Source organism: Pelotomaculum propionicicum (assembly GCF_048984525.1).
Lineage (GTDB): Bacteria > Bacillota > Desulfotomaculia > Desulfotomaculales > Pelotomaculaceae > Syntrophopropionicum > Syntrophopropionicum propionicicum_A.
The window spans coordinates 1-18,888 of record NZ_JBMGJC010000020.1 but is presented as its reverse complement, the minus strand read 5'-3'; the positions used below and the strand labels follow the sequence as shown (position 1 = coordinate 18,888).

15 protein-coding genes are annotated in these 18,888 nt (G+C 47.6%); 10 read left to right on the top strand and 5 right to left on the bottom strand.

The genetic code is table 11. The features are described from left to right. Positions 1-57: 57 nt before the first annotated feature. The 3 genes from ACOBQJ_RS16350 to ppsA all read left to right on the top strand — a co-directional run bounded on the left by ACOBQJ_RS16350 (position 58) and on the right by ppsA (position 4,835). Positions 58-966, top strand: coding sequence for a precorrin-6B methylase (locus ACOBQJ_RS16350; protein WP_421072849.1), 909 nt, complete (start codon positions 58-60; stop codon positions 964-966). A gap of 573 nt (positions 967-1,539) precedes the next feature. Beyond that, positions 1,540-2,196 (top strand): TetR/AcrR family transcriptional regulator, encoded by a 657-nt coding sequence (locus tag ACOBQJ_RS16345; RefSeq protein WP_421072848.1) that lies wholly within the window; start codon positions 1,540-1,542, stop codon positions 2,194-2,196. A gap of 17 nt (positions 2,197-2,213) precedes the next feature. Beyond that, entirely contained in the window at positions 2,214-4,835 is a 2,622-nt protein-coding gene (gene ppsA, locus ACOBQJ_RS16340; protein WP_421072847.1) for a phosphoenolpyruvate synthase, read from the top strand. Between the two features lie 75 nt (positions 4,836-4,910). Here ppsA and ACOBQJ_RS16335 read toward each other — a convergent pair whose 3' ends face one another. The 4 genes from ACOBQJ_RS16335 to ACOBQJ_RS16320 form a co-directional block, all read right to left on the bottom strand. Further along, on the bottom strand, positions 4,911-6,089 hold the full coding sequence (locus tag ACOBQJ_RS16335; protein ID WP_421072846.1) for an iron-containing alcohol dehydrogenase: 1,179 nt from the start codon (positions 6,087-6,089) through the stop codon (positions 4,911-4,913). A gap of 28 nt (positions 6,090-6,117) precedes the next feature. Beyond that, on the bottom strand, positions 6,118-7,023 hold the full coding sequence (locus ACOBQJ_RS16330; RefSeq protein ID WP_421072845.1) for a hypothetical protein: 906 nt from the start codon (positions 7,021-7,023) through the stop codon (positions 6,118-6,120). A gap of 361 nt (positions 7,024-7,384) precedes the next feature. After that, positions 7,385-8,200, bottom strand: coding sequence for an HAD hydrolase-like protein (locus ACOBQJ_RS16325; protein WP_421072844.1), 816 nt, complete (start codon positions 8,198-8,200; stop codon positions 7,385-7,387). A 64-nt stretch (positions 8,201-8,264) separates the two neighbouring features. Beyond that, positions 8,265-10,022, bottom strand: coding sequence for a sigma 54-interacting transcriptional regulator (locus ACOBQJ_RS16320; protein WP_421072843.1), 1,758 nt, complete (start codon positions 10,020-10,022; stop codon positions 8,265-8,267). Between the two features lie 446 nt (positions 10,023-10,468). Here ACOBQJ_RS16320 and ACOBQJ_RS16315 point away from each other — a divergent pair, with 446 nt between their 5' ends. Further along, the gene (locus ACOBQJ_RS16315; RefSeq protein ID WP_421072842.1) at positions 10,469-12,001 is read left to right on the top strand and encodes a CoA-acylating methylmalonate-semialdehyde dehydrogenase; all 1,533 of its coding nucleotides are present in this window, start codon (positions 10,469-10,471) and stop codon (positions 11,999-12,001) included. Positions 12,002-12,144: 143 nt separating this feature from the next. Here the strand turns inward: ACOBQJ_RS16315 and ACOBQJ_RS16310 are convergent, their stop codons facing one another. Beyond that, a complete protein-coding gene (locus ACOBQJ_RS16310) occupies positions 12,145-13,008 on the bottom strand; it encodes a DMT family transporter (protein WP_421072841.1) in 864 nt (287 codons plus the stop codon). A 202-nt stretch (positions 13,009-13,210) separates the two neighbouring features. Here ACOBQJ_RS16310 and ACOBQJ_RS16305 point away from each other — a divergent pair, with 202 nt between their 5' ends. The 6 genes from ACOBQJ_RS16305 to ACOBQJ_RS16280 all read left to right on the top strand — a co-directional run bounded on the left by ACOBQJ_RS16305 (position 13,211) and on the right by ACOBQJ_RS16280 (position 18,671). Then, a complete protein-coding gene (locus ACOBQJ_RS16305) occupies positions 13,211-14,008 on the top strand; it encodes a basic amino acid ABC transporter substrate-binding protein (RefSeq protein ID WP_421072840.1) in 798 nt (265 codons plus the stop codon). Positions 14,009-14,088: 80 nt separating this feature from the next. Next, positions 14,089-14,766 (top strand): amino acid ABC transporter permease, encoded by a 678-nt coding sequence (locus tag ACOBQJ_RS16300; protein ID WP_421072839.1) that lies wholly within the window; start codon positions 14,089-14,091, stop codon positions 14,764-14,766. Next, positions 14,763-15,485 (top strand): amino acid ABC transporter ATP-binding protein, encoded by a 723-nt coding sequence (locus tag ACOBQJ_RS16295; RefSeq protein WP_421072838.1) that lies wholly within the window; start codon positions 14,763-14,765, stop codon positions 15,483-15,485. The genes ACOBQJ_RS16300 and ACOBQJ_RS16295 overlap by 4 nt, the downstream gene beginning before the upstream one ends. Before the next feature lie 36 nt (positions 15,486-15,521). Beyond that, complete coding sequence (locus ACOBQJ_RS16290) at positions 15,522-16,040, top strand: hypothetical protein (protein WP_421072837.1); 519 nt, start codon at positions 15,522-15,524, stop codon at positions 16,038-16,040. Between the two features lie 249 nt (positions 16,041-16,289). Beyond that, the gene (locus ACOBQJ_RS16285; protein WP_421072836.1) at positions 16,290-18,380 is read left to right on the top strand and encodes a stalk domain-containing protein; all 2,091 of its coding nucleotides are present in this window, start codon (positions 16,290-16,292) and stop codon (positions 18,378-18,380) included. A gap of 123 nt (positions 18,381-18,503) precedes the next feature. Next, a complete protein-coding gene (locus tag ACOBQJ_RS16280; RefSeq protein WP_421072835.1) occupies positions 18,504-18,671 on the top strand; it encodes a hypothetical protein in 168 nt (55 codons plus the stop codon). Positions 18,672-18,888 lie beyond the last annotated feature (217 nt).

Sequence of the window (18,888 nt, the reverse complement as noted above, 5' to 3'; positions counted from 1 at the left end):
ACTGGGAGTAAGTCTAAAAATATGGTATGATAATTTTTAACAAGGGAGGTTTTGCCTGTGGAACGATCAATGTTTACTAACGAAGTTATTTTATCCTGGCTCCAGTATTTTTCACAGTACGTTGATATCAACCTGGCAAAACTTAAAATGCTGGATATTACAGGGAAGAACAAAAACCTGATTCCGGCCATTATGTGCAACCGGGCGGTACTGGTCTTCACGGACGCCGGCCATCCGGAAATTTTCTATGACATGTGGAACGCGGAACTGGGAGACTGCGTCATCTGGTATAACGAGGGCTCGGACCCGTGCGGCGAGATCAAGCACGACAAGGTCTCAGACATGATCAACCGCGGGATCAATTACTCCGCGGCGATGTTGATCCTGAATCCCAACGCCGCCACGAATTATCAGATAGGCATTGAGAACAGCCGTTTTGCCAAAGGCTCCGTCCATTATGTCTGCCGGGAAGCCAGGGTTGTTATAATGAATAAGCTCAACCTGGGAGACCAGGACAATATATGCGTAATCTCGGGCGAGAGCATCGCGGTGGAGGCCGCTATCATTGCCGCCGAGGGCAGTGTCATTGCTGTGGAATATGACCGCAGGGACTATAATACCATGAAATGTAATGTTGAGAAATTTGGCCTGAACAACGTAACAATCGTTGAGTCTCTGGAAGATGGGGCACTGGATGACCTTTCGGTGCCGGACATAGCATTTATAGTGGCTTCGCCGAGGATCGGCAGTGAAATAAAGAGCCTGCTGGCAGTCAATCCCGCCATGAGATTTGTGGTCTACTCGTTGGACTTTGAAATCCTGGCTTCTCTGCCTGCTTTGTTTCGGGAAAACGGCCTGGAGCGCACTGAAGCAATTCATATAGGTGTATCGCGAGTCAACAGCAAAAACATGATGGAGCGGTTTCCAGCCCCCTGGGTGGTCTCCGGCAGAAGCATCATAGGATAATAAAAATCATTTAGGTCTGGATACCGCTGGCAAATAACCTAAAACTTTATTATTTTTTAATTATTTAGAAATACATTTTTAATTTCCCCCCTTTATAATTTAAACAGCACTACCTTAAATTATTTCAGAGGGGGAATCATTGTGGATTTACTGAATGTTGTTTACATAGTTTTATTTTCTCTAGGAGGGGTAATGATCGTTGCATTATCAATAATGGAAGATGTAAAACATGATGAAGAAAAGGGCCATTAGGTTGGCCAAAGCAGCATTTTGCTTGATTTACATCTATCCTGCCGAGGATGCACAAGGTTTTCAACATCAATCCATCGCCCACCTCCACCAATACTGTAAATAAATACTTAACAGCAAATAAATGCGGCGCAAAGCGCCGCATTTACTATCTCCGATAGGGGAGGGGGTCAGGCTTGAAATATTTACTTATTCTTCACCTGATAGCCAAGCAATGAATAAGTAAATATTTCAAGCCTGACCCCTAGTTATTGACCGAATCGGTTTATGGCAATAGAATATTATTAACCGAATCGGTCGATGGAAACTAGTGAGGTGGGATTTTTGGATAGATTTCTTAGTTTGCCTGAGGAAAAACAGAAGGTCATAATTGATGCCGCCCTTAAAGCATTTGGCGCTAACGGCTATAAAAAAGCATCCACAAGCGATATCGCTGCTGCGGCAGGTATTTCAAAAGCCATGATATTTCATTACTTCGGTACCAAAAAGACATTATACCTATATCTGATCAAAATGTGCGTCGAAATTATTATGAAAGAAGTTGATGAACATTTTGATAACACGGTTACGGACTTCTTCGACCGGATTATGCTATCGACTAAAATTGAAATTTCGGTAATGAAAAAATACCCTGCAATTCTGACTTTTCTAACCAGAATTTATTTTGAAAATGATGAAGAGGTAAAAGATGATATACAAGCCATTTTAACTGTGGGTGAAGGTTTTAGAAATAAAATAGCTTTTGATGGCATGGATACCTCCAAATTTAAAGACGGTGTTGACCCCAAACTGGTCTTGAAAATGCTTACTCTGTTCGCGGATGCCTTTACGCATCAGCTATCGAGTAAAACTGACATTGATTTTGATAGCTTGATCAAAGAATTCGAAGAATATATGAAATTACTTGAAAACAACCTCTACAAAGAGGAATTTCTAAATAGTTCAGGCTTGATACCTGGCCGGTTTGGCATTGAGAATTAATGAAAAGGAGATTATGTATGAATTCATATATACTTGGTTTTCAGGAAATCGATAAAGCCAAGCTTGCGCTGGTCGGGGGCAAAGGCGCCAATCTGGGGGAACTATCCGGACTAAAGGGTATACCAGTGCCAGAGGGCTTTTGCGTCACTACTGAAGCGTATAAAGAGATTATCGGGAATAACGAGGAGTTTTATTCACTGCTGGATAAGTTGTCCCTCATAAAAGCGGACAACAGGGATAGTATTGGTGAAATCAGCTCAAAAATCCGAAAGGTCATCGAAGGAATTGCTATTCCAAAAGGTATCGAAAATGAGATTATCCATCGTCTTGGCCAACTTGGTGAAAAAAATGCTTATGCCGTACGTTCCAGCGCCACGGCGGAGGATCTGCCGGCAGCCTCCTTTGCGGGCCAGCAGGATACGTATCTGAACATCATCGGAAAGGAAGCTATACTGAGGCATATCAGAAAATGCTGGGCATCGCTGTATACCGACCGTGCCGTGACCTACCGCATCCGAAACGGCTTCAATCACCGCAGGGTCCATCTGTCCGTCGTCATCCAAAAGATGGTTTTCCCGGAGGCGGCGGGGATCATGTTTACTGCCGACCCCGTCACGTCAAACAGGAAGGTTTTATCCATCGATGCCGGCTTTGGGCTCGGTGAAGCTCTGGTCTCCGGCCTGGTAAACGCAGATATCTATAAGGTGCGTGACGGCAGAATCGTTGATAAGAAGATATCCGCTAAGAAGCTGGCTATCTATGCCTTAAAAGAAGGAGGAACGGAGGAGAAGAGGATCGATGCCGGGCGTCAGAATATGCAGACGCTGACAGACGAACAGATTTTACAGCTTGAACGCATGGGCAGAACTATTGAGGCCTATTTCGGCTGCCCACAGGATATCGAATGGTGCCTGTGCGAAAATAAATTTTTTATCGTCCAGAGCCGTCCCATCACCACCTTATACCCTATACCAGACGTTCAGGATGGTAAAAACCATGTGTACATGTCTTTCAGCCATCAACAGATGATGACCGATGCCATGAAACCATTGGGGTTATCTTTTTTTCAGTTATTATCCGACGATTTCCCGCTAATTGAAGCCGGTGGAAGGTTGTTTATTGATCTGGCCCACGATTTGGCTTCTCCCATAGGACAAAAGATTGTAGTCTTGGCTGCGGGCAAAATCGATCCTCTCATGTATAACGCTATCAAGACCTTAATGAAGCGAAAAGACTTTATGAAATCATTGTCGCGGGGTAAAAGAGCCTTCAGTATGGGTTCAGGGTATTTCACATGGGCGCTGCCTATTGAGTTTATCAAGATATACCGCAGCAACGACAAAAGCCTTGTTCAAACTCTAATGTCCCGGAATGAAGCGTCTATCAGGGATCTGCGGCAAAGGATTGCAGACCTATCCGGAGAAGAACTTTTTGCCTTTATTATAGAAACTCATAAACAATTAAAAAAAGCCATGTATAATCCACAAGGTATGGCCCTAATCTATGTGGGGGTATATGCCGTGAGTTGGATTAATAAGAAAATGGAAAAATGGCTGGGCGAAAAGAGTGCGGCAGATTCGCTTTCCCAATCGGTAGCCAATAATGTTACATCTGAAATGGGGCTGGCGTTGTTGGATGTAGCAGACGTCGTACGGCAATATCCGGCGGTAATGGAGTATTTTCAACACGCCAATAATGAGACTTTTTTTGAGGACTTGGCCAAGTTGGAAGGCGGCAATGCCGTCAGCAAATCCATGCGGGCGTATCTTGAAAAATACGGCATGCGTTGTTCCGGTGAGATCGATATCACCAGGCCCCGCTTCAGCGAACAGCCGACCGTGCTCGTCCCCATGATTCTCAGCAACATCAAGAACTTTGAGCCGAATGCTCATAACACCATATTTGAGCAGGGCCTGCTGGAAGCTAAGCAGAAGGAACAGGATCTCCTAAACCGTTTGGAACAGTTGCCCGGTGGAAAACAAAAGGCCAAAAAGACAAGGAAGATGATTAGCCGATTGCGCAATTTCACCGGCTATCGGGAATACCCGAAGTACTTGATGATTGGGCGTTACTGGATCATTAAGCAGGCCTTGCTGAAGGAGGCCGCTAGGCTCGTGCAAAAGGGGGTTATCCGGGAGAAGGAGGATATCTACTACCTGTCTTTTGAGGAGTTCCGGGAGGTCGTTCGGACAAACCAGCTGGATTACAGCATCATAACGAAGCGAAAAGAGGAATATGAGGTCTATGAGAAATTAACACCTCCCCGTATAATGACCTCTGAAGGCGAGGTTATACCCGGTGCATACGATACCGGCAACATCCCGCAAGGTGCTTTGGCGGGCATACCCGTTTCATCCGGGATCGTTGAGGGCCGGGCACGGGTCATTTTAAGAATGGATGCCGATATAGAGGAAGGCGATATTTTGGTCACGGCATTTACTGACCCCAGTTGGACACCGTTGTTTGTATCTATAAAAGGTTTGGTGACGGAAGTAGGCGGGATGATGACCCACGGCGCCGTAATTGCCAGAGAATACGGCCTGCCTGCAGTTGTAGGCGTGGAAAATGCCACCGGGCTGATCAAAGACGGGCAGAGAATCCGGGTAAATGGAACTGAAGGCTATGTAGAAATCCTATAACGGGGAAGATGTTGGCCTTTTCTAACAGATAATAAATGCGGCGCAAAGCGCCGCATTTATTATCTCCGATCCGCTTTAACCAAAATTGTAGTCGTAACAGTAACGGTAGAGCTCGATGGTTTCTTCAACGGAAGGTACGCGCGGGTTGTTGGCCGGGCTGCCGCTGGCGAGGGCGTCAGTTGCCATCTTGGCTACCACCTGCTCGAATTTATCACGCTCTATGCCCCAGGTCTTCATGTTGGGTATTTTCAAATCTTTGCACAGCTGGATGAGGTCTTGAAGTAAAGTTTCAACTACCTCTTGATCGCGTTTATTTTGCAGCTCAGGTTTCAGCAAACGGCCGATTACAGCCAGCCTTTCAGTGGCATGTCCTTTGGTAAATTCGAGCACACCCGGCAGCAGCATGGCGTTTGAGACCCCGTGGGGCACATGGAACATCGCTCCGATCGGGCGGGACATGCCATGCACCAGGCACACTGAAGAATTTGAAAATGCCATCCCCGCCTGGGTGGCGGCAAGAGACATGTTTTCCCTGGCGTCGATATCACTGCCGTTGGTGTAAGCTAATTTCAGGTTTTCCCAGATCAGCTTAATCGCCGAAAGGGCGAGGATATCTGTCAGGGGCTGGGCAAGCCGGGAGATATAACCTTCAACAGCGTGACAAAGGGCGTCTATTCCTGTCGCCGCTGTAACATGCGGCGGCAGCGACAATGTCAATACCGGATCAACAATAGCGACAGATGGCATGAAGGCAAGGTTTTTAATCATCATCTTCACATCATCTTTGGAATTGTTAATGACCGTTACGCTGGTCACTTCCGAGCCTGTCCCCGCAGTGGTGGGGACAACGATCAGCTTTACCGGGTCTTTTTTGATCGGGGTCTTCATTCCGATGTAGTCGCCTATGTAACCTCCGTTGGAAGCAAGCACCGCCACCGCCTTGGCCGTGTCGATACAGCTGCCGCCTCCGACCGCTACAATCACATCGCATTTTTCACGCAACAACAAGTCCAGTGATTCAGCGACATGGATATCGCTGGGCTCCGTATCAACATTGAGGTATGCCGTATACGCAACTTCAGCTTGTTCCAGGTGCTTTTCGCAGCGGGATAAAACGCCAAGCTTCTCCATGATGTGGTCGCTGATGATTAGCGCCTTGCTGCCGCGAAGTGCTGTTTGCTCACCGATGGTCGAAAACGAACCGCGCCCGTAAAATAAAACCTGTGTCATGCGAAACTCCGTAAAGGACTCCATACACTCACTTCCTTTATTAGTTAACTGTTTACGGCAGGGGAATTAAAGTATATACACCCAGGGCGCCGAGCGCCACCATTACGCTCCACATGCTGAAGATAGACACGGCCGGCGGGTCGATGTAAGTGTCGGCGTGGATTGTGAACGTGCATGCCCAGAACTGGGCCGCGAAAGCGGCGCCGATACCGAAGAGGGCGCCCCAGACCAGGCTGCCGCTGGCAATGGCGGCGCCTGCCGCAACTAAAGAGATGTGGTGGGTAACAGGCATTTTGGCGCCGAACTGCAGGAACACGAGGCTAAAGCCGGAAATGCCGAAGCCGAGAAAAGCGCCGCCACGGTCGGCGCCAAGCAACAACGCCAGGTAACTTGACAACAGGCCGGCTGTCAGGCCGATCACGACATTCTCAGAGATATTCATCTGCCAGGGGAGCCATAAGGCGCTTTTTTCCGTCGGCTTATAACGCTTTTCCCCCTCCGCGACTTTGCCGAACAAGCCGCTCTCGCTGAACATCAGCCTGGCGATTATGGCCATAATGGTGATAGAGATAGCAAGGCCGTCCGTCCAGTGCATGCCGTTCCATTTGAATGGCAGCTGCGTTAAAAAGATCCAAGCGAGGACGGCGCTGAGCATACCGAACAGGCCGCCTACCAACAGGACGTCCGGGCGTTTGAGCCCCATCAGGCTAACCGTGATGTCCCGCCCGGGGGCCAACTGTTTCTTATGGGCGTAAGCGTGAGCGCATACCGCCGCCCCGAAGCAAGCGTGGGGGCCAAAGGTGTACCCCAGGCCGATGTTGAGCAGGAAATCCGGTCCGGCTCCGGCAACCATCAAGACCACCCCGATTATTATAAAAAAGCCGCATAGTATGAACGCCGGCAACGCTCCGATGGCAGCACCGAACATCCCTCCTGCAAAAGAAACCAGAAGGTGCATTAAACTAAGGCCTCCCAGGGGAAGTAAAAAATGACTTGTCATTGCCGTGCTCCTTTCAAATAGTAGAATTTAGTTTTTTCACATAGTTGGTAACTTTTTAAATTAATTATTTTTGAATTAAGTGATGCCCCAAAAATTTTGGCGCTTCACCCAGGCGTGATCCGCATCTGAGATCCCTCCCATCTCATGTATTTCTTGCGTTCTACACCGGTATACCGCGAAAAAGTGTTGTTTTATAATACTTGCAATTATTGTTCCGCTAAAATTCGACAAAAAAATAAAGCTCATGGACCCGGACAATTTTGGGCCGGACATGAGTTTTATGGAAAGCCTGCAGGTGGCGTTGATGAGCGAATTAAATTTACAGTATAGCCTGCCCGGGTAATTCACCTCTTCTTAGTCTGGGCTCAATTTGATAGAAAATTATTTCCGGAACATATCTTAAGCTGGGCACTAAAAAGTCCGGTTTGGACCTGGCCAGTTCCTCATATTCATTGCTGCCGGTAGCGTAAACACCAATAGTCCAGGCCCCCGCGTTGCGTCCTTCATATATGCCCGCCCCGGTATCATCAATTTTTACCACTGATTCCACCGGGTAAATATTGGCCTTGTCCATGCAGCTGAACAACATGAACGGGCTCGGCCTTCCCTTGACCATTTCAGAGTTTGCGGTGACATCAAATACCAGTCCGTATTTTTCTTTCAGCAGTTTCTCCATAGCTTCTGAGGTTTCTTGCGCGTATCCCGTGTCACAACCCACGACGATACCGGCTTCCCTGAGTTTTTCCATGCATTCCGCTGTTCCTTTTACCGGTCTGATCAGTTCATCCCTGACGACTATTTCGCTTAATAACTGCTGGTATTCTTTAAACATTCCATCAAGGTCCTTTTCCGTCCAGTTGCGCCCGTACTCCTTGCGGAATTGAATATTAACCGATTCATCTTCAAGGAGTACCCGCAGGTGGTCTCTTTTATACAAACCCATTGGTTTTCTGATGGTAGCCCAGTCGACAAAAATGTTGCGTTTAAGTAATATTCCCTCAAAAGGTATCACCGGAGATTTGCTTCCCTTTAAATCGTCACCGGGAAATATATGTCTCAAATCTTGGGGTCCGTCAACTACAACCCCTGCAGTATCAAATACACATAACTTAATCTTTCCAGCATACCTTGGCATTTCGTAAAGGCCTCCTCGAAATTTTTATGGATTAAGGGTTATAACCGCCCGGATTGAATCGAATTTAATGGTGGTAAGCCTTAACATCTCCTGTCTCCGCGGACTCCTGCAGTTCGTTGTTAGAAGCCAGGCGATATTTCAGGATTCGGCGCACTACCGTCGATTGGCTGACTTTTAATGCGTCGGCTATTTTATATGTGTTCCTGAATCGCTGGTAAGCCAATGCGAAAATTTGTCTTTCAAGTTCCTCAACAGCTTTTTTTAATGGGTAGGGCTCAGTGATGACAATCCCGTCCCGGCTTTCTTTTTTATCTGCAGCCAGGTAGTCGGGAATGTGCTCTGCCAGGATTTCATTTCCTTCGGTGGTGACGACTACCCTCTCGACAATGTTTTCCAATTCGCGAATATTCCCCGGCCAGTTATAGTTTACCAGCATGTTCATGGCCGCCGGACTGAGATCCTTGTTTATGTTGTATCTCAGGTTTAACCTGGCCAGAAAGTAATTAATAAGAGGGGGGATGTCTTCCCGCCGGCATCTTAGCGGTGGTATGGTCATGGGAATCACGTTCAGTCGGTAGTAAAGGTCTTCACGGAAGAGCCCGCCGGCCACCATGCGCCTTATATCCCGGTTGGTGGCGGTGATAATCCTTACGTCAACCTCAATCTCTTTACAGCCGCCCACCCTGATAATTTTTCTTTCCTGCAGCACCTGAAGCAGTTTCACCTGCAGGTTTAGCGGCAGTTCGGCAACCTCATCCAGGAAAAGCGTTCCACCGTTGGCCACTTCAATCAGGCCTTTTTTCCCTTCCTTCCGGGCGCCGGTGAAGGCTCCGCCCTCATAGCCGAACAATTCCGATTCCAGCAGGTTTTCAGGAATGGCGCCGCAATTTATCTGCACGAAAGGGCCTTTGGGCCGGCTTAATTTGTGGATCCGGGAAGCCAGAACACCTTTCCCCACTCCTGATTCACCGGTGATAATCACATTTGAGTCCACCTGTGCCACCTTGTCCGCCGTGTCCATAAGCCGTTTCATCTGCACGCTTACCATCGGTACTTCTTTTTCTTCTTTTAACTGTTGCTGGCGTAAATGGGCTATCATTTTACGGTAGTTTTTATTTAGGGTTTCCGTTTCTTCAAGCTTGTACTGCAGGTTAATAAATTCTGATATGTCCCGGGAGTTAATTACGACCCGGGTTATGTTGCCGGACTCGTCGAAAAGCGGGTTGCCGGTGACGATAACCTGCTTTCCGTCCCTGGTTTTCTGTGGAAGCGTTATTTTGCGCCTCTCTTTAAGCACGCTCTTAGTCACAAGGGAGGGGAAGTAGCCTGCCCTTTCCAGTTCCTCGACGTGTTTGCCGATAAGCTCCCCTGACTTAACACCACGGTTTTCTTCACCCATCTTGTTCAGCCAAAGGGTAATTCCACGGCCGTCAGTGATGTAAATTTCGTCGTAAGAAGAATTGAAGATGGCGTCCAGGTTGTTCTTGGCTTCTTTTAAATCCGCCATTTCCCGCCATAAGTCCGCGCAGTGCTTTAACTCAATAAGGGACAGTACTGTTAAGCTGTTGTTGCTCAGGGGCGTAAGTTGAACAATGACCGGTCCGCCGCCGAAATTTACCTGGCTTGCCGCCGGCCGTTCTTTTTGGCTCCAAAATTTGGCCAGCGGAGTCCCTCTAAAAATTTCTCCCGCCTGCTTTCCAATTGAATTATCCTTTTGGCATCCCAGTAAGTTTTTTGCTTTTTGGTTCATGAATACTAAAGTCTCTTTATTGTCAAGCATGACCAGGCCAACCGGCAGCGCCTCAAGGATTTCATCCCGCATTTTAAATCACTTCACTTCTCTTGATTTAAGGCTTGTCTATAAAGTTAGCAAAACATATACCTGCATATAAAGAATCCCCTCCCCTGTATCTTTTTCTGCGCGGGAAGGGGCCTTTAAAGGACGGGTTCCCGCCTGATCCGCGTATATTTTTTACCCCAACAGTTACCTTTCCGGCAACAGGAACAGGTGATTCAAATTTGAATTAAAAACAGTTCAATTTTGAATCACCTGTTCCTGTTGGAGACATTGAGTTTTCGTGTGGGTCCCCCGGTATTGATTCACGGGTGATTTGACTGCCGTCCCGTTTCCTTGACTTTTCCCGCGGATATGTCAGGCACGGCATTTGCACAATACCCTGGTTAAGCGGCCAGGCTGCCGCCGCCACATGAACACGCGGTAAAGTCCGCTGCAAATACTGCTAACCTATAAAAAGAAGGGAGTATAAAATGATGACTTCGTCTGCTGCTGTAAAAAGGCTGAAATATTGTGTCAATGGGGAATGGAAAGAATCAAAAACCGGTAAATACATGCCGGTTACCAATTCGAGCACAGGTGAATTAATGGCTGAAGCGCCCTGCTGCACCGTTGATGAGGTTAATGAGGCCGTTGAAGCCGCAAAGGCCGCTTTCCTTGCCTGGTCAAGTACGCCTGTGGGCCAAAGAGCCCAGTTAATGTTCAAGTTCAAGGCTGTCCTTGATGAGAACCTGGATGAATTAACATTGCTCGTGGCAAAAGAATTGGGGAAAAACATGGACGAGGCCAGGGGAGATGTCCTCAAAGCGATTGAAGTCGTGGAGATCGCCTGCGGGACTCCGATGATGATGCAGGGAGACGCTCTCATGAATGTGTCCGGCGGTCACGACACTGTTTTGTACCGTGAGCCGCTCGGAGTATTTGCCGGAATTGTCCCTTTCAACTTTCCGGCAATGATTCCTTTCGGCTGGATGATACCGCTTTGTATTACCACAGGCAACACCTTTGTGCTTAAAGCTGCCAGCCTGACGCCACAAACTGCGGTTAGAACTCTTGAACTGTTAATAGAAGCCGGGTTGCCGAAGGGTGTTGTAAACCTGGTAACCTGCAGCCGGAAGGAAGCGGAACTGCTGCTGAAACATCCTGACGTCAGGGGCATATCCTATGTCGGTTCCACAGATGTCGGGAGGCATATCTACTCTCTGGCGGCTGCCAACGGCAAGAGAGTCCAGGCCCTTTGCGAGGCCAAAAACCATGCTTTGGTTCTCAGGGACGCTGCTCTTGAGAGATGCGCGCTGGGCATCATCAATTCCACCTTCGGCTGCGCCGGAATGCGCTGCATGGCCCTGCCCGTAATTTGCGTCGAAGAAGCAGTCGCGGATGAATTTGTCTCATATCTCGTAAAGTTTGCAAAAGAAAGAAAGGTCGGCTGTGCCTATGACCCGTCGACCGAACTGGGCCCTGTTGTCTCAGAAGGCCATAAAAAGTTTGTTACCGACTGGATCGCAAAAGGCGTTGAAGAAGGGGCGCAGCTTATCCTCGATGGGCGGGATATCGTAGTCAAAGGTTATGAGGGCGGCTATTTTGTGGGCCCGACGATTTTTGACCATGTGAAGCCCAGCATGAGCGTGGGTGATTGTGAAGTGTTTGGCCCCGTCACATGCATCAAGCGGGTGAAGAACTTTGAAGAAGGGCTTGCCCTGATGAACGCCAATCAGTTTGCCAACGGCTCTGTAATTTTCACTCAAAGCGGCTACTACGCCAGGGAATTTGCGAGAAGGACCCACGGCGGAATGGTGGGCGTTAACGTCGGTATCCCCGTTCCCGTATCGTACTTCCCGTTCGCGGGGCATAAAAATTCATTCTTTGGGGACCTTCACGTGCTGGGGAGAGACGGTGTCCTGTTCTACACGGAGTCCAAGTGCGTGACCTCGAGATGGTTCGACGAAGAGGATATGCAAGAGACCAAGATCAGCACCTGGGAAGGAACAATGAACAGGGTTTAACTGACTCAATATAGTCCTACTCACCGGCAATAAAGTATAAGGCGACGGAGATATCGGGGTCAGGCTTGAAATATTGAATTATTAACTGCTTGATTATTTGAGTGAAGAATAATTCAATATTTCAAGCCTGACCCCTAATAGATTCAAGCCTGACCCCTAATAGCGAGGAGCATAGCTATAAGGATCATGCCTGCGCCAATTAAGCCGGAGCGGCCTAAATGTTCTCCCGCCCATAAATAACCGGCCAGAGCTGCAAATACAGGTTCGGCGGTTAAAACAACTGCAAACCGGGTGGGAGTACTAAACTTTTGCAGGTAATTCTGCAGCAAAAAAGCCAGGGCTGTGGCGAAGACTGCGGTAACGGTAATGGCCAACAAGGTATTGTGAGAAAGGCTGGGCGGTACAGGCTCCATTAACAGGCCGGCAGCAGAGCAAGCCAGGCCGACAAACAAGATCTGTATGCCGGTTATAGCTATAGCATTATATTTATGAGAATAGCAGTCAACAAAAATAATGTGCATGGCAAACCCGAAAGCACCGACCAAAACCAGCAAATCTCCATAGCCGAGGGTAAAGGTTCCGGGCGGCACGGAAATAAAAAATAAACCTATGGCAGCCATAATTACCGTTAAGCTGGTGATTAAACCGGGTTTTTCCTTGTTCATCAGCGCATAGATTATCGGCACCAGAACCACTGACACCCCGGTTATAAAACCAGCATTAGACGAGGAAGTATATTTTAAGCCCAGGGTTTGAAACGCGTACCCGATACATAAAAAAAAGCCCAAAAGTGAGCCGGTGGTCAGGGTGGAGAGACGGACTTTTAACATGTCTTTATAAGACATGGCAGCTAAAATAAAAAAAGCCAGGACAAATCTAATCCCCACAAAAAGAAAAGGGCCGATGTCTGCCAGTGCGTTTTTGACGATGACAAAAGTAACTCCCCAGATACAGGCAACAAATACCATGCATAGATCCGCCCAGGTGCGGCTGATTTTTATGACCATAGAAATAACCCCATTTAAACATGTTGTAATTCTGTAACTATATAACATTAACAGGAAAACGATTAAATTTCAAGAGACTTGCCACGGGGCCGCAAATGTTAATGCCGGCGCATTAATACTATATGTAAAGATATATATTGTTCATTATTGCGATGAAATGTATAATTATTAAAGGCATTTAAAAAAAAGGAGTGTGGATTTATTGAAGAAATTTGTAAAGTTGCTGGTAGTTGGCATGCTGGTTATGGGGCTTGCTTTCTCGGCCATAGGGTGCGGCAACAAAGCGGAGAATAAGACTCCTGCTAATGGCGCAAAACCGGTCTTGAATGTAGCCTCGGAAACTACTTATCCCCCCATGGAGTTCACTGAGAATGGTGAATATGTTGGCTTTGATATGGACTTAATTAAAGCTATCGGGGCTGCTGAAGGATTTGATGTAAAGATTACTTCCCTGGGCTTCGACGCTTTGATCCCGGCTGTCCAGGCTGGAACCGTAGACGCCTGCATATCTTCGATGACCATTAAAGAAGACCGGGCTAAGGCGATTGACTTTAGTAAACCCTACTTTACTGCTGGTTTAATCATTGCTGTCGGCCAGAAAACGGAAGGCATCAAGACTCTGGAAGACCTGCAGGGGAAAAGGCTGGCCGCCGAAGTCGGCACCACCGGGCTGGATGCCAGCAACAGTATAAAGGAAAAGGATCCCAAAACATCCATAAAAATCTTTGACTCAGTCGGTGAAGCTTTTATGGAACTGGAAAAGGGCGGCGTGGATGCAGTTATTAATGATATGCCAATAACCGCTTACTATATCCAGACCAAGGGTAAGGATAAAGTTAAAATGGTAGGCGAAGTTTTTGCCGCTGAAGATCAATATGGTATCGGCGTTAAGAAAGGCAACACTGAGGTGCTGAATAAGATTAACTCCGGGCTGGACAAGGTAAAAGCCAGCGGAGAATATGACAGAATCTATAAAAAGTGGTTTGGGGACGGAAAATAGTTTGCCGGAGTTCAAGCTATAAAAGCGCGAGCCTAATATCTCGCGCTTTTAGCTTGTTTTATTAAGGGGGGAGCCAATATATGTCGCTAGAGTCCTTACTTGCCATAAACGGGCTGCAGGTAGTGATCAAAAACTTTCCCTATTTGCTGGAAGGCGCTGCGCTGACCTTAAAGATTACAGTATTGTCGGTACTATTCGGGATGGTTTTAGGCTTGATTGCCGGGTTGTTCAAGCTTTCAAAAAGCCGGGTATTGTTTGCAATTGCAACTGCATACATCGATTTTTTCCGGGGGACCCCGCTTTATGTACAGATTTTGCTATTATATTTTGGGATTTTGCCTTTGATTATGAAAACTGATGACCCATTTGTATCTGCGGTAATTGCCTGTTCTCTTAACTGCGGGGCTTATACCGCGGAAATTGTCCGGGCCGGCATACAGGCGGTGGACAAGGGGCAGATGGAAGCCGCCCGCTCGCTGGGCATGAATACCCGCCAGGCCATGTCTTATGTAATATTGCCGCAGGCTTACAAGATCGTTATACCTCCACTGCTTAACGAGTTTATCGCAGTGCTCAAGGATACCTCGCTGGTGGCGGTAATATCAGCTGAGGAACTGACCCTGCGGGGTAAACTGTTATATTCCACCTATTTCGAGGCCGCCTGGATATGGGGAACAGTGGCCGTAATTTATTTTATAATGACTAAACTGCTAGCTTTATTGGGCGATTTCATAGAAAGGAGGATGGCGACAGAATGATCCAGGTCATTGATCTGCATAAAAGCTTTGGCAAACTTGAGGTCTTAAAAGGAGTAAACTGTCGTATCGCTCCTCGGGAAGTGGTATGTGTAATCGGTCCCAGCGGATCTGGCAAAAGTACTTTGCTGCGCTGTGTGAATCAGCTTGAGCATGCCAATAAGGGGCAGATATTTATAGACGGAGAAGAAATCACCTCACACAAAACGGATATCAATAAGATTAGGCAGCAGGTGGGAATGGTGTTCCAACTGTTTAATCTTTTCCCTCATAAAACCACACTGGAAAATATCACCCTGGCGCCGATTAAGATCAAGGGGCTGTCTAAAGAAGAAGCCAACCGGGTTGCCAACGAACTGCTTCGCAAGGTCGGTCTGACGGACAAGTCCAGTGTGTATCCCAACCAATTGTCCGGCGGCCAGAAACAGCGGGTGGCCATCGCCCGCGCCCTGGCCATGCAGCCCAAGGTTATGCTTTTCGACGAACCGACCTCGGCTTTGGATCCGGAAATGGTGGGAGAAGTGCTTGAGGTAATGAAAGACCTTGCCCATGAAGGTATGACCATGATGGTGGTCACCCATGAAATGGGCTTTGCCCGTGAGGTAGGGCACCGGGTCCTCTTCATGGATGAAGGTATAATAATGGAAGAAGGAACACCGGCACAAATATTTGACAATCCTCATAATGCCAGGACCCAATCCTTTTTGAGCAAGGTTATTTAGTGGTTAAATATATTAATCAGTTTAGGAGGGGAATTGATGGATGCAAAGGGGGCTGCCTGCGGCGGGCGCAGCATAAGCCAAAGGGAAGCATGGGTAACCAGCATTTTTAACCAGGTAAAAGAATTTATAGGCAACTATAACAATGTTGATATAAAAACTTGCAGCTCTCTTAGTACAACCTCACTGAAAAACTCCTACGTGAGAGGCCAGGTTTTCCCTTTTATAAATATACCTATCCGCTGCCGCGAAAAGGAGCTTTTAGGGCTATACGAATATTTCGGCGAACAGTTGCCTCTTTCGGATGAGTATATCTATTGCGATTTTGTTGTGCACTCAATTTATTACCATGAGAAAAAGTCGCCGCTGGACATCAAGGCCGTTGAGGATCGTACCCGGCAGATATTATCAGCCAGGGGCTATGAGATCTTAAACTTTGAAGAGGGGATGGCGACCATCACCATTAGTCGCAAGGTACTGGAAAACGAAGGAGAGTTTTTGAAACTGCTGAAAAACCTGCTTGATGAGGCCATAAAAATTCAGGCGGAGACACTCTGATTAATATGCCGGAGCCTTCAAAATTTTACTTTATAAAAAGGTGTAGGTCATAAAAATCCTTCATCCATCTTCTTCTAGAAGGGATCTTTATTAACCCGCTGTTTGGGCTTCTCAAGCCCATCTCAGCGGGTTTAAATGTATTGCGAAAATATATTTTAGTTATTTAAAAGATAATTATTTCATATGGAAAAATGAGGTGTTATTATTAAGCTATACAAATTGTCTATTATGGTAAGGAGTTGGTGAAAAATGTATAAAAGAAGAGGATTAGTTGCCCTGTTGGTCAGCTTTGTGATGCTGACGATGATCGTCATTAATACCGGAACCGCTGCCGCATTAGGCAGCCCAAGTGTCAAACTGCCTGTTTCCAATTTGCTCCCTCCAACCGACATCAAAATCGAGTTGCCAGACCCCGTATTGCCTGTCGTATCTGAAAGCATCAGTATCAAGGCCATCCCCCTGTACCGCTGCTGGAACGGGACAGTGCACTGGTACACCACCAATGCGGACGAGCGTGACAGCTGGCTGGCGAACGGCTTCTCTGACGAAGGGATTACCTGCTACATATCCCCGGCGCCTCTGCCCAATACAGTTCCCCTGTACAAATGCATGCTGTACAATGACATGTATTATGCCACCAGCTCCGCCGAGAGGGACGCTGTCATATCCAAATACGGTTTCTCCTATATCGGCATCGAAGGCTATGCCATCCCTGGCAGTAATACCTCCTACGGTGATGTCAATGTGAACCGCTGGTATCATCCTGAATCAGACCATTCTGACGGTTGGGAATGGCTGTCCGGTGAACCATTTGTAAGTGCGGCAGATATGGACCGGCATCATTTTTATCAGGTGGATGCCGCCAATATCCCCGGTTACAACTATGAGGGTGTTGTCTTCCGGGCATGGTCTTCTCCCAAAGTCCTCCAGAAGATCAAACTCACAGCGCCGAATGGAGGAGAATTCCTGAAAGCCGGAGATGTGCAGGAAATCGAATGGACTTCTGCCGTGGACGGCGGGGAAATGAATCTCTACTATGCCGCTGACGGCGTAGCCGCCAACGGCTTGATCATGATCAAGGAAGAACTGCCCAATAACGGCAGTTATGACTGGACTGTTCCCAATAAGACCAGTTCCAATGTAGTGATCCAGGCCCGCTGGTTATATCATGACAATGAAACTGATGCCTGGGCCTATGCCAACGATACCAGCGACTCCAGATTCAGCATTGCCGGGTCGGGCATCCTGCTGCCGGGTATCGATCCCAACCTGACGATATTGAAGGTCTTCCCTGCCGCCCCTACCGGCTTGACGGTAACCCCGTACCTGTTCACCCGCCTGGATCTGTCCTGGAAGGACAACTCCAGCAATGAAACCGGTTTTACCATCGAAAGGAAGTCTGCCGGCGGAGTTTACGCAAAAATTGCCACGGTCGGCGCCAACACCACCAAATACTCTGATACCAGCGCCCAATTCGGCACCGCTTATTATTACCGGGTAAAAGCCAATGGAAACTTTGACTCCGGTTATTCCAACGAAGCTCCGGGATTGCTGCAGAAATTTGCGGTTATGCCGGATATCGACTACAACAAGCTGATCCCTGCCGCCCCAACAAATTTGATTGCAAAAACTGTCCCCGGCGACCCCAAAGAGGTAGAACTTTCCTGGCAGGCCAGCACTTCTGATATCGACGGCTACATTATTGAAAGAAAATCAGGCTCTGAAGATTGGGAAATGAGCTCTACCGTCGGCGCTGATAAAACAAGCTTGACCGAAAGCGGCCTGAGCACCAATCAGTCATACAGTTACCGGGTAAGAGCCTATAATATGTTCCTGAATTCCAAGCCCTCCAATGAGGTGGTCTACACACCTAAGAGCAGTTCGGGAGACAGCAACACCAGCCCCGGCGGACAGGTCACCCTGGAATTCTTCATCGGCCAGGGCGCGTATAATGTCAACGGTGTTGCGTCCGCCATGGATGTGAGCCCCATCATCAAGGAAAGCCGGACCCTGCTGCCCATCCGCTTTGTCACTGAAGCCATCGGGGCAAATATCCAGTGGTTCGACACGGAAAAGAAAGTGTTGATCAACCAGGGCGCCACCACTATCGAACTGTGGATCGGCAAGAACCAGGCCAGGATCAACGGCCAAAGCGTTCTCATAGATCCGGACAACGCCTCGGTCATGCCTTTGATCGTCAACGGCCGGACCATGATGCCTTTGCGCTTTATCGCTGAGAACCTCGGCTGCGAAGTTGAATGGGTCCCTGAATTCAGCCAGATAAAAATAAAGTACCAGGGAAATAAGCTGGATCCTCAGCCGGAACCGCCCATGGAGTAAGCAGCGACTTGCCTGGCTACTACAATAGGACTTAAACCCTCGATGGTTTAGGTCCTTCTGTTTTTGAAATGCCTGTGATATAATGCATTCAAATATATGCAGTTTTAAGAGGATCAAATTCATATGAAAGCAACAAAAATACTTGCAGTTGTTTTTGGAATACTAACAATTTGCGGAGGAATATATATATTTATTACAGGTGGACAAGCAAATGCAGGATATGCAGTACTTCCGATGGTATTTTGTTTGACGTTTTCTTCATTAGCACGAAAAAAGCCCAAGGATAATTAGCATAATGGGATGAATAACGACGGCATCTATATTCACCTGACTACCCAAATAGTCGAGAGCAGCCAGCTCAAATATTGAGCTGGCTTTGTGTGTGCGACAGGCAGTCGCACCTGTCCCAAAATATTTTGGGACAAACTCATGCTATAGAGGAAGCGGCCACGATACAGAAGTAAAAACGGGCCGGGAGTCTGGAAGCATGAGGGTTCACGGAGGTGGA

Excerpts from the sequence above, each read along its gene's own strand:
- ppsA (WP_421072847.1), top strand. The coding sequence starts at position 2,214 with ATGAATTCATATATACTTGGTTTTCAGGAAATCGATAAAGCCAAGCTT.
- ACOBQJ_RS16335 (WP_421072846.1), bottom strand. The coding sequence starts at position 6,089 with ATGGAGTCCTTTACGGAGTTTCGCATGACACAGGTTTTATTTTACGGG.
- ACOBQJ_RS16330 (WP_421072845.1), bottom strand. The coding sequence starts at position 7,023 with ATGCACCTTCTGGTTTCTTTTGCAGGAGGGATGTTCGGTGCTGCCATC.
- ACOBQJ_RS16325 (WP_421072844.1), bottom strand. The coding sequence starts at position 8,200 with ATGCCAAGGTATGCTGGAAAGATTAAGTTATGTGTATTTGATACTGCA.
- ACOBQJ_RS16320 (WP_421072843.1), bottom strand. The coding sequence starts at position 10,022 with ATGCGGGATGAAATCCTTGAGGCGCTGCCGGTTGGCCTGGTCATGCTT.
- ACOBQJ_RS16315 (WP_421072842.1), top strand. The coding sequence starts at position 10,469 with ATGATGACTTCGTCTGCTGCTGTAAAAAGGCTGAAATATTGTGTCAAT.
- ACOBQJ_RS16310 (WP_421072841.1), bottom strand. The coding sequence starts at position 13,008 with ATGGTCATAAAAATCAGCCGCACCTGGGCGGATCTATGCATGGTATTT.
- ACOBQJ_RS16300 (WP_421072839.1), top strand. The coding sequence starts at position 14,089 with ATGTCGCTAGAGTCCTTACTTGCCATAAACGGGCTGCAGGTAGTGATC.
- ACOBQJ_RS16295 (WP_421072838.1), top strand. The coding sequence starts at position 14,763 with ATGATCCAGGTCATTGATCTGCATAAAAGCTTTGGCAAACTTGAGGTC.
- ACOBQJ_RS16290 (WP_421072837.1), top strand. The coding sequence starts at position 15,522 with ATGGATGCAAAGGGGGCTGCCTGCGGCGGGCGCAGCATAAGCCAAAGG.
- ACOBQJ_RS16285 (WP_421072836.1), top strand. The coding sequence starts at position 16,290 with ATGTATAAAAGAAGAGGATTAGTTGCCCTGTTGGTCAGCTTTGTGATG.
- ACOBQJ_RS16280 (WP_421072835.1), top strand. The coding sequence starts at position 18,504 with ATGAAAGCAACAAAAATACTTGCAGTTGTTTTTGGAATACTAACAATT.